Source organism: Nocardia tengchongensis (assembly GCF_054781395.1).
In genome coordinates this window covers 624,610-637,358 of record NZ_BAAGUM010000006.1, presented here as the reverse complement: position 1 = coordinate 637,358, position 12,749 = coordinate 624,610, and the positions used below count along the sequence as shown (strand labels likewise).

Annotated in this window: 9 protein-coding genes; 4 read left to right on the top strand and 5 right to left on the bottom strand. The window is 71.1% G+C overall.

Annotated elements, in window-relative coordinates:
- Positions 1 to 45: 45 nt before the first annotated feature.
- From secA to ACYVKL_RS13990, 3 genes are all read left to right on the top strand, one after another.
- The gene (gene secA / locus ACYVKL_RS14000) at positions 46 to 2,871 is read left to right on the top strand and encodes a preprotein translocase subunit SecA (protein WP_379163112.1); all 2,826 of its coding nucleotides are present in this window, start codon (positions 46 to 48) and stop codon (positions 2,869 to 2,871) included.
- A 129-nt stretch (positions 2,872 to 3,000) separates the two neighbouring features.
- Positions 3,001 to 3,240 (top strand): hypothetical protein, encoded by a 240-nt coding sequence (locus ACYVKL_RS13995; protein ID WP_379163109.1) that lies wholly within the window; start codon positions 3,001 to 3,003, stop codon positions 3,238 to 3,240.
- A 282-nt stretch (positions 3,241 to 3,522) separates the two neighbouring features.
- Complete coding sequence (locus ACYVKL_RS13990) at positions 3,523 to 6,144, top strand: helix-turn-helix transcriptional regulator (RefSeq protein WP_379163106.1); 2,622 nt, start codon at positions 3,523 to 3,525, stop codon at positions 6,142 to 6,144.
- 26 nt (positions 6,145 to 6,170) lie between these two features.
- Here the strand turns inward: ACYVKL_RS13990 and ACYVKL_RS13985 are convergent, their stop codons facing one another.
- The gene (locus ACYVKL_RS13985; RefSeq protein WP_213559741.1) at positions 6,171 to 6,488 is read right to left on the bottom strand and encodes a hypothetical protein; all 318 of its coding nucleotides are present in this window, start codon (positions 6,486 to 6,488) and stop codon (positions 6,171 to 6,173) included.
- A 117-nt stretch (positions 6,489 to 6,605) separates the two neighbouring features.
- Between ACYVKL_RS13985 and ACYVKL_RS13980 the strand changes: the two genes are divergently transcribed.
- Positions 6,606 to 9,587 carry a helix-turn-helix transcriptional regulator gene (locus ACYVKL_RS13980; protein ID WP_379163102.1) on the top strand — a complete coding sequence of 994 codons (2,982 nt, stop codon included), beginning with the start codon at positions 6,606 to 6,608 and terminating at the stop codon, positions 9,585 to 9,587.
- A 12-nt stretch (positions 9,588 to 9,599) separates the two neighbouring features.
- Here the strand turns inward: ACYVKL_RS13980 and ACYVKL_RS13975 are convergent, their stop codons facing one another.
- The 4 genes from ACYVKL_RS13975 to aroA all read right to left on the bottom strand — a co-directional run bounded on the left by ACYVKL_RS13975 (position 9,600) and on the right by aroA (position 12,717).
- On the bottom strand, positions 9,600 to 10,124 hold the full coding sequence (locus ACYVKL_RS13975; protein ID WP_379163099.1) for a nitroreductase family deazaflavin-dependent oxidoreductase: 525 nt from the start codon (positions 10,122 to 10,124) through the stop codon (positions 9,600 to 9,602).
- Positions 10,125 to 10,150: 26 nt separating this feature from the next.
- On the bottom strand, positions 10,151 to 10,348 hold the full coding sequence (locus ACYVKL_RS13970) for a hypothetical protein (RefSeq protein WP_379163096.1): 198 nt from the start codon (positions 10,346 to 10,348) through the stop codon (positions 10,151 to 10,153).
- An 84-nt stretch (positions 10,349 to 10,432) separates the two neighbouring features.
- Positions 10,433 to 11,440 (bottom strand): ribosome small subunit-dependent GTPase A, encoded by a 1,008-nt coding sequence (gene rsgA, locus ACYVKL_RS13965; RefSeq protein WP_379165720.1) that lies wholly within the window; start codon positions 11,438 to 11,440, stop codon positions 10,433 to 10,435.
- The gene (gene aroA, locus ACYVKL_RS13960; protein WP_379163093.1) at positions 11,437 to 12,717 is read right to left on the bottom strand and encodes a 3-phosphoshikimate 1-carboxyvinyltransferase; all 1,281 of its coding nucleotides are present in this window, start codon (positions 12,715 to 12,717) and stop codon (positions 11,437 to 11,439) included. The genes rsgA and aroA overlap by 4 nt, the downstream gene beginning before the upstream one ends.
- Between the last annotated feature and the right edge of the window lie 32 nt (positions 12,718 to 12,749).

The following is a 12,749-nucleotide window of genomic DNA, read 5'->3' as shown; positions in this document are numbered from 1 at the left end:
ATGGTGGGGGCTACCGACAACACCGACCAGAGGACTACAAGACCCGTGCCTGCGCTGAGTTTTTCAAGGTTGCTACGGATTGGTGAAGGTCGCACGGTCAAGCGGCTGGCAAGCCTGGCGGACGAGGTCATCGCCCTCGACGAGGAGTACACGGCCCTGTCCGACGCCGAGCTCCAGGCCAAGACCGCGGAGTTCCAGCAGCGTTACGCCGAGGGCGAGACCCTCGACGAACTGCTGCTGGAGGCCTTCGCGACCGCGCGGGAAGCCTCCTGGCGAGTGCTCAACCAGAAGCACTACAAGGTGCAGATCATGGGTGGCGCCGCCCTGCACATCGGCAATGTGTCGGAGATGAAGACCGGTGAGGGCAAGACCCTGACCTGTGTGTTGCCCGCCTACCTCAACGCCATCTCCGGCGAGGGCGTGCACGTCGTCACCGTCAACGACTACCTGGCCAAGCGCGACTCCGAGTGGATGGGCCGCGTGCACCGGTTCCTCGGTTTCGACGTCGGCGTGATCCTCGGCGGCATGAACCCGGCCGAGCGCCGCGAGGCCTACAACGCCGCCATCACCTACGGCACGAACAACGAGTTCGGCTTCGACTACCTGCGCGACAACATGACCCACTCGCTGGACGATCTGGTCCAGCGCGGGCACAACTTCGCCATCGTCGACGAGGTCGACTCGATCCTCATCGACGAGGCCCGCACCCCGCTGATCATCTCGGGCCCGGCCGACGCCTCCTCGAAGTGGTACGCGGAGTTCGCGCGCATCGCCCCGCTGCTGAAGAAGGACCTGCACTACGAGGTCGACATCAAGAAGCGCACCATCGGTGTGCACGAGGCGGGCGTCGAATTCGTCGAGGACCAGCTGGGCATCGACAACCTGTACGAGGCCGCGAACTCGCCGTTGGTGAGCTACCTGAACAACGCCATCAAGGCCAAGGAGCTCTACACCAAGGACAAGGACTACATCGTCCGCGACGGCGAGGTCATCATCGTCGACGAGTTCACGGGTCGAATCCTGGTGGGCCGCCGCTACAACGAGGGCATGCACCAGGCCATCGAGGCCAAGGAAGGCGTGGAGATCCAGCCGGAGAACCAGACGCTGGCCACCATCACGCTGCAGAACTACTTCCGTCTGTACGACAAGCTGTCGGGCATGACCGGTACCGCCGAGACCGAGGCGGCCGAGCTGCACCAGACCTACGGCCTGGGCGTGGTGCCGATCCCGACCAACAAGCCGATGGTCCGTCAGGATCAGTCCGACCTGATCTACAAGACCGAAGAGGCCAAGTTCGCCGCGGTCGCCGACGACATCCAGGAGAAGCACGAGCTGGGCCAGCCGGTCCTGGTCGGCACCACCTCGGTCGAGCGCTCGGAGTACCTGTCCAAGCTGCTGACCAAGCGCGGCATCGCGCACTCCGTGCTGAACGCCAAGTTCCACGAGCAGGAAGCGCAGATCGTCGCCGAGGCCGGTCGGCCGGGCGCGGTCACCGTCGCCACCAATATGGCCGGTCGTGGTACCGACATCGTGCTGGGCGGCAACCCGGACATCATCGCCGACATCCTGCTGCGCCGGCAGGGCCTGGACCCGGTCGAGACGCCGGACGAGTACGAGGCCCAGTGGCACGCCACGCTGGACCGGGTCAAGCAGCAGGTCGACGCCGACGCCGAGGCCGTGCGCGACGCGGGTGGCCTGTACGTGCTGGGCACCGAGCGCCACGAGTCGCGGCGTATCGACAACCAGCTGCGCGGTCGTTCCGGCCGTCAGGGCGACCCGGGCGAGTCCCGTTTCTACCTGTCGCTGGGTGACGAGCTGATGCGGCGCTTCAACGGCGCGGCGCTGGAGTCGATCATGACCCGGCTGAACCTGCCCGACGATGTGCCGATCGAGGCCAAGATGGTCTCGCGAGCCATCAAGTCCGCGCAGACCCAGGTCGAGCAGCAGAACTTCGAGATCCGCAAGAACGTCCTCAAGTACGACGAGGTCATGAACCAGCAGCGCAAGGTGATCTACGCCGAGCGCGCCCGCATCCTCGAGGGTGAGGACATGGAGGGCCAGGTGCAGGAGATGATCACCGACGTGATCACCGCCTACGTCAATGGCGCCACCGCCGACGGCTACGTCGAGGACTGGGATCTGGAGAAGCTGTGGGGCGCGTTGAAGACGCTGTACCCCAGCGGCATCGACTACCGCGAGCTGACCGGTGAGTCCGAGACCGGCGAGACCGGCGAGCTGTCCCGCGAGGAACTGCTCGACGCGCTGCTCGACGACGCGCACACCGCCTACGACAACCGTGAGGCCGAGATCGACGGGCTCGCGGGCGAGGGCAGCATGCGCAATCTGGAGCGCCAGATCCTGCTGAGCGTCCTGGACCGCAAGTGGCGTGAGCACCTCTACGAGATGGACTATCTCAAGGAGGGCATCGGCCTGCGCGCGATGGCGCAGCGCGACCCGCTGGTCGAGTACCAGCGTGAGGGTTTCGACATGTTCGCGGCCATGCTCGAGGGCCTCAAGGAGGAGTCGGTCGGCTTCCTGTTCAACCTCCAGGTCGAGGTGCAGCAGCCGCAGCCGGTGGGCGTGAACGTGGCCGCCGGGCTGCAGTCGCCGGTCGGCAACCGCCCGCTGCCCACCCAGGAGGACGCGGCCGCGGCGGGTAACGGCGCTCCGGCGGCGTTGCGCGCCAAGGGCATCGACGAGTCGGGCCCGCGCGGACTGTCCTACAGCGGTCCGGACGAGGGTGGTCACGCCGCCGTGCGCAGTGACAGCGACGAGTACGGCGCCGAGGACGCGGCCGGCGGCACCCGCCGGGAGCGTCGTGAGGCCGCTCGCGCGCAGACCAAGGCGGATCGGTCCAAGCGCCGCCACTGAGTATTCGAAATCGACTGCGCCCCGGGTGTTCCCACACCCGGGGCGCAGTCATGAATCCGTCATGATCGGTTCGATGAAATGGTTTCGGTTCGATCGCCTCGGGGTGATCGCAAGGAAAGGAATCAGATCATGCGCAAGACTCTCGCTCTCACCGCCATGTCCCTGGGTATCGCCGGCTTGGGCGCCGCGACCGCGCACGCGGAGACGCTGACCGTGGACGGCAGTTACGCCACGGTCGACGGCTGCGCCGCGGACGGCAACAACGGTCAGTTCCAGTCGGGCGGTGTGCAACTGCGCGGTGAGGACGGCTGGCAGTGGCGTTGCGATCAGGGCGCCGACGGTCTCTGGTACATGACCATCTTCCGCTGATCGGCGGCCGGTCTCCGGCTTCTGCGAAACACTGCGCTCCCGGCGAATTCGCCGGGAGCGCAGTTGTTTTCGTGGCGTGACCAGGCCGGTCGCGGCTATCCTATTCGTATCCATTTCAGTTCTTTGCCCGGAAATCGAGGGGCATTGATATCGCGCGAACTCGGTTGCGCGTTAATCGAATTGCTCCTATTGACCTTGTGATCTGCGTCATCGGGACAATTTGTGCCAGTTACTTGCCAGGGGCTTGGTTGCACGCTATTAGCTAGACTAAATTCCTCGAATGTGTGGGAGGACTTGAAGCTGTACGGGCGGGAACGAGAACGCATCCAGGTGGATCGCGTGCTCGCGGCGGCGCGCTCGGGCCGGGGCTCGGCGCTGGTCCTGTCGGGGGATCCCGCGATCGGCAAGACCGCGCTGTTGCGCGCCGCCCTCGATCAGGCCACCGGCTTCCGGGTGCTGCGCTGCGAGGGCATCCGCGCCGAATCCGGACTCGACTACGCGGCCCTGCACGAACTCTTGCTGCCCGTCGCCGACCGGCTGCCGCTGCTGCCGCCCGCCCAGGCCCGCGCCCTGGGCGTGGTGCTGGGCCTGGACTCCGGGCCCGCCGAAGCCTTCCTGGTCGGCGCGGCGCTGGTGCGGCTGCTGACCGAACTGGCGGCCGAGCAACCGCTGCTGCTGATCGTGGACGAGGCCCGGCTGGTCGACCCGGAATCGGCGCGCGCCATCGTCTTCGCCATCCGCCGCCTCACCGCCGCGCCCGTCGCGCTGCTGGTGGCGCTGCGCGACGACCCCGCCGACACGCTGTGGCGGGACCTGTCCGCGCTGCGCGTCACCGGCCTGTCCGACGCCGAGTCGCGCCGCCTGCTCGCCGAGCGCTACGGCCCGCTGGGCGCGCTGCGACTGTCCCGGATCCTCACCCTGGCCGCCGGAAACCCGCTGGCCCTGCTCGAATTGCCGGGTGTGGTCGGTGATCTCGCGGGCACCGCGCCCGAACCCATGACCCTGGGTCCCGGTGTCCGCGCCGCCTTCCAGGAACGGGTGGCCGAGCTGCCCGCGGCGGTGCGGGTGCTGCTGACCGTGGCCGCCACCGAGACCCGCGGGGTGCTCGGCATCGTGACCACCGCCGCCGCGGCCCTGGGCGTCGACTCCGAGGCCTGGGAGTACGCCACGGCCGCCGGACTTCTCACGGTCAGCGACGGCCGCGTGGAACGCACCCACGCCCTGCTGTGCGCCGCCGTCCACGAGGCCGCGACCGTGGCCGAATGCCGCGCCGCCCAGCTGGCCGTCGCGGCCGCGCTCACCGAGACCGGCGACGTGGACCTCGGCGCCTGGCATCGAGCCCTCGCCGCCGCCCGCCCCGACGAGACCCTCGCCGCGGCCCTGACCGCCCGCGCCGCGGACACCCGGCAGGGACCCATGGCCGCCGCCGCCATGCTGCGCCAGGCCGCCGCCATCTCCCCCGATCCGGAGCGGGCGGGGGAGCGGCTGGCCGCCGCGGGCCGATTCGCCTGGGCCGGAGGCGATATCGCCTCCGCGCACGGCCTGCTCGACCGCGCCACCGCCCGGCTGGGACCGGAGCGCGCCGCCGTCGCCGCCCGCGGCCTGGCCGGGCTCCTGGAATTCGTTGCGGGAGAACCGGAACGGGCGAGCCGGCTACTGCTGCGCGACGCCGAACTGGTGGACCCGGCGACCGCCGCGAACCTGCGGATCGACGCCGAACGCGCCCGCTGGGTCGCCGGGCACGCCGTCCTCGACCTGGATCCCGCGGAAATGACCGGGCGGGAAGGTATTTCACGCTTCCACACCATGATCCGGCCGCTGCCGCCCGCCCCCCTGGTGCTGCTGTGGGGGCTGGCCGAGGTCGCCCTGGAGCCCTACACCCAGGCCGCCGCCTCGCTGCGCGGCAGTGCCGCCCCGGCCGCGGTGTCGCTGCTGCCGCAGCTGGCGATCCTGCAGTTCGCCAACGGCCGCTTCCCGGCCGCCGAACGGACCCTGGCGGAGGCCTTCGAACTGGCCGAGGCCGGGGGCGTGGACAACGTGCTCGCCCAGTGCTGGTCGTTGCGCGCGAAAATCGCGGCGTTGCACGGTGATTCGGACGAGGTGCTGGAGAGCGCGGACCAGGTGCTGGCGCTGGCCCGGCCGCGGCGCGCGCACGCGGTCATGGCGTCGGCGCACTGGCATCTGGGCTTCCACGCCCTGAGCCTCGGCGACCCCGAGACCGCCTATCTGCGGCTGCGCACCCTGGCCCAGCCCGGCCACGACGCCCGGCATCCGACCTACGCGCGCCTGGCCGCGGTGGACCTGGTGGAGGCCGCGGTCCGGGTCGGCCGCCACGACGAGGCGGCCGGGTACTACGACGAGGTCCGGGACTGGGCGCTGCGCTCCCGCGCCGACTGGGCGGTCTCGGCCGCCTACACCTGCCGGGCCCTGCTGAGCCCCGACGATCGCGCCGACCGGTACTTCCAGCGCGCGCTGGCGATCCGGCGCACCCGCCACGACCTGAACCAGGTGCGGATCCGCCTGCTCTACGGCAAGTGGCTACGCCGGGCCCGCCGCCGCGCCGACGCCGCCGAGCAATTGCGCACGGCCGCCGAGTCCTTCGAGGGCATGGGCGCGGCCCAGTGGGCGCTGCTGGCACGGCAGGAGCTGGAGCTCACCGGCCGGCGCGCCGCACCGGTCACCGCGCACGGCGAGACCTCGGTGCTGACGGCGCAGGAGCTGCGGGTGGCGCGCCTGGCGGCGCACGGACTGACCAATCGGGAGATCGGGACCGAGCTGTTCCTCAGTCCGCGCACCGTGGGGCATCACCTGTCGCGGGTGTTCGGCAAGCTGGGGCTCAGCGGCCGGGCCGATCTGGTCGACGTCGACTTCGACAACGGCATGCGAATCGTGCGGCCGCGCTGAATTTTTCGGTGCGACCGCGGGGCGGGTCAGTCCAGATGTACCGACTCGCCCCAGTAGCGGGGGTCCCAGTTGATGAGGATCATGCCGGCCACGCTGCCCGCGCAGCCGCCGCAGGCGTGCACCAGGATCAGGCTGTCCACGTCGGTGTCCCCGGCCAGCACGGCGCGGGTGGACAGCCACACTGCGCGCAGGTGCAGGGCGGCGGGTCTGTTGCAGCGCACGCACTCGGGCAGCGTGTCCTCCGGGTCGTTGCGCCCGATCCGGACCTCCGGGGTGACGGGTGCTCCCGGGCCCAGGGCTGCGTCGAGGAGCGGCGAAAATTCCTTGCGCTCACGGTCTTCCACCTCGGCAGGCTAACTATTTCCGGCGAGGTCCGCACCCTGTACGCCCGGAGCCGGTCCGGCCGGTTGCCGGGCGGTGCCCTCGCGTGGTGTGGATGTTTATCATCCGTTCCGCTGGGAATGTCAGGGGAGACGCATTGGCGCGGTGCCCGAAATAAGGGTCTCTTCGGCGCGCCCGCATTTTACCGACTCGGGGTGCGGAGAGAATCGGTCACCGTATCGGTCGGTCGATCGGTCATTACCGGAATGTCCGTATCCGATTGTCTCCGCGATGATCTCAGCCGCTGGGAAGGCGGTGTTTACGAGTTTGTCGGTTGCTCGCAATGCGAGGTACCTTGCGACGTGCGCGAGATTCGGGTGCTCCCGGGGAGGGAACGAGAACAGAACGAACTGTCTCGTGTATTGAACGAGGTGCGCGCCGGTCACGGCGGGGGATTATTGCTGTGGGGTGAGCCGGGGATCGGTAAATCCGCGCTACTCCGGGATGCGGAACAACGCGCCACCGAATTTCGTGTGCTGGCCTCTCGCGGGAATTCCGCCGAATCCGATGTGGATTTCGCGGCGCTGCGGGAACTGCTCGGTCCGCTGGCCGATCGCGTCCCCGCGCTGCCCGGCCCGCAGGCGCGGGCGCTGGCCGCCGCGCTCGGCCGCGGCCCCGGCCCGGCCGACCGATTCCTGGTCGGCGCGGCCCTGGTGACGCTGCTGGCGGCGGTGGCCGCCGAACAGCCGGTGCTGCTCATCGTGGACGACGCCCAGTGGGCCGACCTCGCGACGGCACGCGCGCTGACCTTCGCGCTGCGCCGCCTGGGCGCGGACCGGGTGGCACTGCTGGCGGCGGTGCGCGACTGCCCGGCCGGCGCGGTCTGGCAGTCGCTGCGGGTGCTGCCCGTCGCGCCGCTGACCGACGCGCAGGCCCGCCACCTGCTGTCGCGGCGCTCCGGCGGCGTCGGCGCGCCCCGCGCCGCCCGCATGCTGCGGCTGGCCGACGGAAATCCGCTGGCGCTGCGGGAATTCCCCGTCGACACCGAGGACGGTGCCGGAATCGCCTGGGGCCCGGCGCCTTTCGGGCCGCGGCTGCGCGCCGCGTTCGCCGACCGGCTGGCCGCGCTGGACCCGGCGGTCCGCACCCTGCTGAGCGTGGTCGCCGCCGAGGACCGGGGCACGCTGGGCGCGGTCACCACCGCCGCGGCCGAACTCGGTGTCACCCCGGCGCATTGGGAGGCGGCGCTCGAGGCGGGCCTGCTGACCGTCACCGACGGCCGCGTCGACATGCGGCACCGCCTGCTCTGCGGCGCGGCCTACGACGCGGCCGCGCCCGCCGAACGCCGCGCCGTCCACCTGGCCCTGGCCGCCGCCCTGCGCGGCGCCGAGACCAGCGAACTGTGCGCCTGGCACCTCGCCGCCGGTCTGGACACGCCGAATCCGGAACTGGCGCAGGCCCTCGCCGACGGCGCCGACCGCGTCCACCACCGCAACGGCCCGCTGGCCGCGGCCGCGGTCCTGCGCCGGGCCGCCGCCATCACCGCCGACCCCGGCACCGCGGGCGTCCGCCTCGCCACCGCGGCCCGATTCGCCTGGGAAGGTGGCGATATCGAATCCGCCCGCCGCCTGCTCACCCTGGCGGAAACCCGGACACTCCCGCCCGCTATCGCCCTCGCCGCCCCCGGCCTCCCCGGCCTGCTCGAGCTCGTCGCCGGCGATCCGGCCCGCGCCCACACCCTGCTCCTGCGCGACGCCGCCGTGATCGCCGCCCAACCTCCGGTGTCGGCCGCCGACGCGAGCATGGATTCGCCGCCACACCAACGTATTTCGGAATTTGCCACTACCTCGTCGGAAGTCGCTGGTGCGCGCGCGAATGCGCTGCGCCGGGGACGCGGTGACGACATCGCGGCCGGACTGCGGCTGTTGGCCGGGCGGGCCGTGTGGGCGTTGGGGCAGGCGCCGGATCTGCCGATGGACGGGCAGCTGGAAGCCGTGACGGCCGAGCCGTCGCCGATTCTGTCGGCGCAATTGCTCCCGGGCGCCGAGCAATTGCTCGAGTGGGGGCTGGCGGACCAGGCGGTGGAGCCGTATCTGGCGGTCGCGGCGGGACTGCGGGCGACCGGGGATCGGGCGGCGGCGATCGGGGTGCTGCCGCAGCTGGCGACCCTGCAACTCGCGACCGGGCGGTGGGAGGCGGGGGAGGTCACCCTGGCGGAGGCGTTCGAGCTGGCGTCCGGAGCGGGCGCGGACAATATCCTCGCCCAGTGCTGGAACCTGCGGGCCCGGCTGTCCGCCCAGCGCGGCGACGCGGACCTGGTGGCCGACAGCGTGGATCGCGCACTGGCCCTGTCCCGCCCGCACTCGGTGCCCCTGCTGGTCGGGAGTGCCTACTGGCATCACGGTTTTCACGCACTGACCGCCGGCGACGCCGAAGCCGCCTATCGCCGGCTGCGCGCGCTGTCGCAGCCGGGCCACGAAGCCGCGCATCCGACGCTGGCCCGGCTGGCCACCCTCGATCTCGTCGAAGCGGCTTGCCGCGTGGGGCGTTTCGATGAGGCCACCGCGCACGCGGAGCGCATCGTGGCCTGGGCGCGGCGGTCCCGGGCCCGCTGGGCACTGGCCGCCGCCTACTCCTGCCGCGCGCTGCTGTCGGAGGAGGATCGCGCCGAGCACTACTACCGTCGCGCCGTGGCGGCCGGCGACGCCCGCCACACCAGCTTCGGTCGCGCCCGCAGCCAGCTGCTCTACGGCAAGTGGCTGCGCCGGGTCCGCCGCCGCCGCGACGCCGCCGAGCAATTGCGGCCGGCCGCAGACGCTTTCGAGCTGATCGGCGCGACGGCGTGGGCCGCGCGCACCCGCACCGAACTCGATCTCACCGGCACCGGGGCCAAGCCCGCGGGCACCGGGTCCACGCCGCTCACGGTGCAGGAGTCGCAGGTGGCCCGGCTCGCCGCGCAGGGCCTCACCAATCGGGAGATCGGCGCGGAACTGTTCCTCAGTCCGCGCACCGTGGGCCACCACATGTCCCGGATTCTCGAGAAGCTCGGTCTCACGGGCCGTTCCGAGCTGCGGGGCATCGACTTCGACAATGGGATGCGGCTGACCCTGCCGTCCGGCTGACGGGCCGCGTGCTCAGGCGCGCGTGAGTTCGAACAGCCGGAAACGGCGCGCACCCGCGTGCCGCTGCTCCATGGCGTACCCCGGCCAGAACTCCAGCGCCCGCCGCCAGGCGCGATCGCGATCCGCGCCGGTCAGTTCGCGCACGCGGACCCCGAACCGCTCGCCCCGCACCTCGAGTTCGGCCGTCTCGGCGTGGCGCAGGTTGGCCGCCCAGGACGGCTGCACGGGCTCGCCCCAATTCGAGGAGATGATCAAGAAGCGCTTCTCGTCGAGTGGATCCGGGGTGTAGAGCAGGCTGACGGTGCGCGGCAGTCCGGTGCGTCGGCCCGCCACCGTGAGCCGCACCGCGGGCAGGCCCGCGATATCGAGGATTCCCATGCGGTCGTGGGTGACTCGGCGCGCGAGGCGTTCCAGGGCGAAGACGGCGGGGGCGGCGCGCATGACGGTGCGCCGGCGGGCCAGTGCCCGCCCGAGCCGGGGGAGCGGATTCCAGCGGGCGGGCGCGCCGGGGCCGCGTCGCCATTCAGCGAACACCATGCCCCGATTATGTTGCCGGGCCGCCGCTAGGGCGCCCAACGCGCCCGATCCCAATCGTCGTTCCAGTCGTTGGGGTCGGCCGGGGACCGATCGTCGTCGTGCTCGCGCGGGAGTTTCCCGGGGTCGCGTTTCCGGGGCTCGGTGTCGTCCCGATCCGGGGCGGGCCGGGCCGCGGTGGGCCGCCGCGCGCTGGCGGGCGGCGGCTCGGGGAGATCCTCGCTCATGACATCCCTTCGTGCCGGTTATGCACAAAAGGTATCGAATCAGCGATTTCTCAGCTACCGATGGGTTGCGGGTTTCCCGGACGGTCAGGACTCGCTGCTGCCCCGGAACCACGGGTCGTTGGTGCCCAGCGCGGTCAGCAGCAGGCGAATGGCCGCTACCCGCTGCTCTTTGCCCGGCAGCAGGTCGAGCGCGCATTCCGGGTCCGCGGGCGGGCCCAGATGGGTGCAGCCGCGCGGGCAGTCCTCGATGGCGTCGGCCAGATCGGAGAACGCCTGAATGACGTCATCGGGCGTGATGTGGGCCAGGCCGAACGAGCGCACGCCGGGCGTGTCGACCACCCAGCCATCTCCGGGCAACGGCAGTGCCACCGATTGGGTCGAGGTGTGCCGGCCCTTGCCGACCCCCGACACCACACCGACCGCCCGGTCTGCATCTGGGACGAGCCGGTTCACCAGCGTCGACTTGCCCACCCCCGAATGCCCGATGAACGCGGTCAGCTTGTCGTCGAGCAACTCCAGCACCGGTTCCAGCGGATCCTCGATCCCGGCGTAGACGATGGTGAGATCCAAATCCTCGAAGGCCGCGGCGAATTCGGATTCGGCGGCCAGATCATGTTTGGTCAGGCACAGAATCGGTTGCAGCCCACCGACGAACGCGGCCACCATGGCCCGCTCCACGAACCCGGTGCGCGGCGGCGGATCGGCCAGCGCCACCACGATGAACAACTGCTCGGCGTTCGCCACCACCACCCGCTCGAACGGGTCGGTGTCATCGGCGGTGCGGCGCAACACCGTTCGCCGCTCCGCCACCCGCACGATGCGGGCCAGGGAGTCGGGCTTGCCGGACAGGTCGCCGACCAGATCCACCTGATCGCCGACCACGATCGGGGTCCGGCCCAGTTCGCGCGCCCGCATGGCGGTCACATTGCGATCCGGATCCCCGTCCAGCACGCACCCCCAGCGCCCGCGATCCACCGAAACCACCATGGCCGCTTCGGCATCCAGATGCTGTGGCCGGGTCTTGGTGCGCGGGCGCGAGCCCTTGCCCGGGCGCACCCGGACATCGGACTCGTCGTACTCGCGGCGCCTCAGTGCTCTGCTCCGGCCAGCATGCTCTCCCACAGCTCGACGAATCCGGGCAGTGTCTTGGCGGTGGTGCCGATGTCCTCGATCTCCACGCCCGGCGTCACCAGGCCGATGATCGCGCCCGCGGTGGCCATCCGGTGGTCGGCGTAGGAGCGCCACTGCCCGCCGGTGAGCGGGTTGGGCACGATGGCCAGCCCGTCGTCGGTCTCGGTGGCCTTGCCGCCGAGCCGGTTGATCTCGGTGGCCAGCGCCGCCAGCCGGTCGGTCTCGTGGCCGCGCAGATGCGCGATGCCGCGCAGCCGCGACGGCGAATCCGCCAGTGCCGCAAGGGCGGCCACGGTCGGGGTCAGCTCGCCCACGTCGTGCAGGTCGATATCGATGCCGGCCAGGCGTTCCGGGCCGCGCACGGTGAGCACGTTGTTGTCGAAGAAGCGCGCCTCCGCGCCCATCCGGACCAGGATTTCGCGGATCACGTCGCCGGGCTGGGTGGTGTACCGCGGCCAGTGCGGGATGCTCACCTCGCCGCCGGTGACGGCGGCCGCGGCCAGGAATGGGGTGGCGTTGGACAGGTCCGGCTCGATGTCCCAGTCCACCGCCCGGATCGGGCCGGGCGCGACGGTCCAGGTCTGCGCCTTGCGCGGATCGTTGGGCGCGTCCACCCGGACGTCGGCGCGCCGCAGCATCTCCACGGTCATCTCGATGTGCGGCATGGACGGCAGCGCCGCGCCGTCGTGGTTCACGGTGACGCCCTGCTCGAACCGCGCCGCCGACAGCAGCAGTCCCGACACGAACTGGGAGGAGCCCGACGCGTCGATGGTGACCGGCCCGCCCCGCAGCGTGCCCGTGCCGTGCACCACGAAAGGCAGCTGGTTGCCGTCGATGTCGAGGCCCAGCGCGCGCAGCGCGTCCAGAATGGTGCCCAGCGGTCGCGTCCGCGCCTGCTCGTCGCCATCGAAGGCGACGTCCCCGCGCGCCAGCGCCGCCACCGGCGGCAGGAACCGCATCACCGTGCCGGCCAGTCCGCAATCGACCATGGCGCTGCCGAATTCGGCGGGCGGCGTGACGACCAGCGTCGTCCCGTCCCCCTCGATCCCGACGCCCATGGCCCGCAGCGCCGCGATCATCAGATCGGTGTCGCGGCTGCGCAGCGCGCCGGTGAGGGTGGACGGCCGATCCGCCAGCGCGGCGAGAATCAACGCCCGATTGGTGATCGATTTGGACCCGGGCAGGGTCACGGTCGCGTGAACGGGAACTCGGACAAGGGGCGCGGGCCAGAAAGTCACAATGCCTATCCTCCCAAATGACCGGGGTCTCG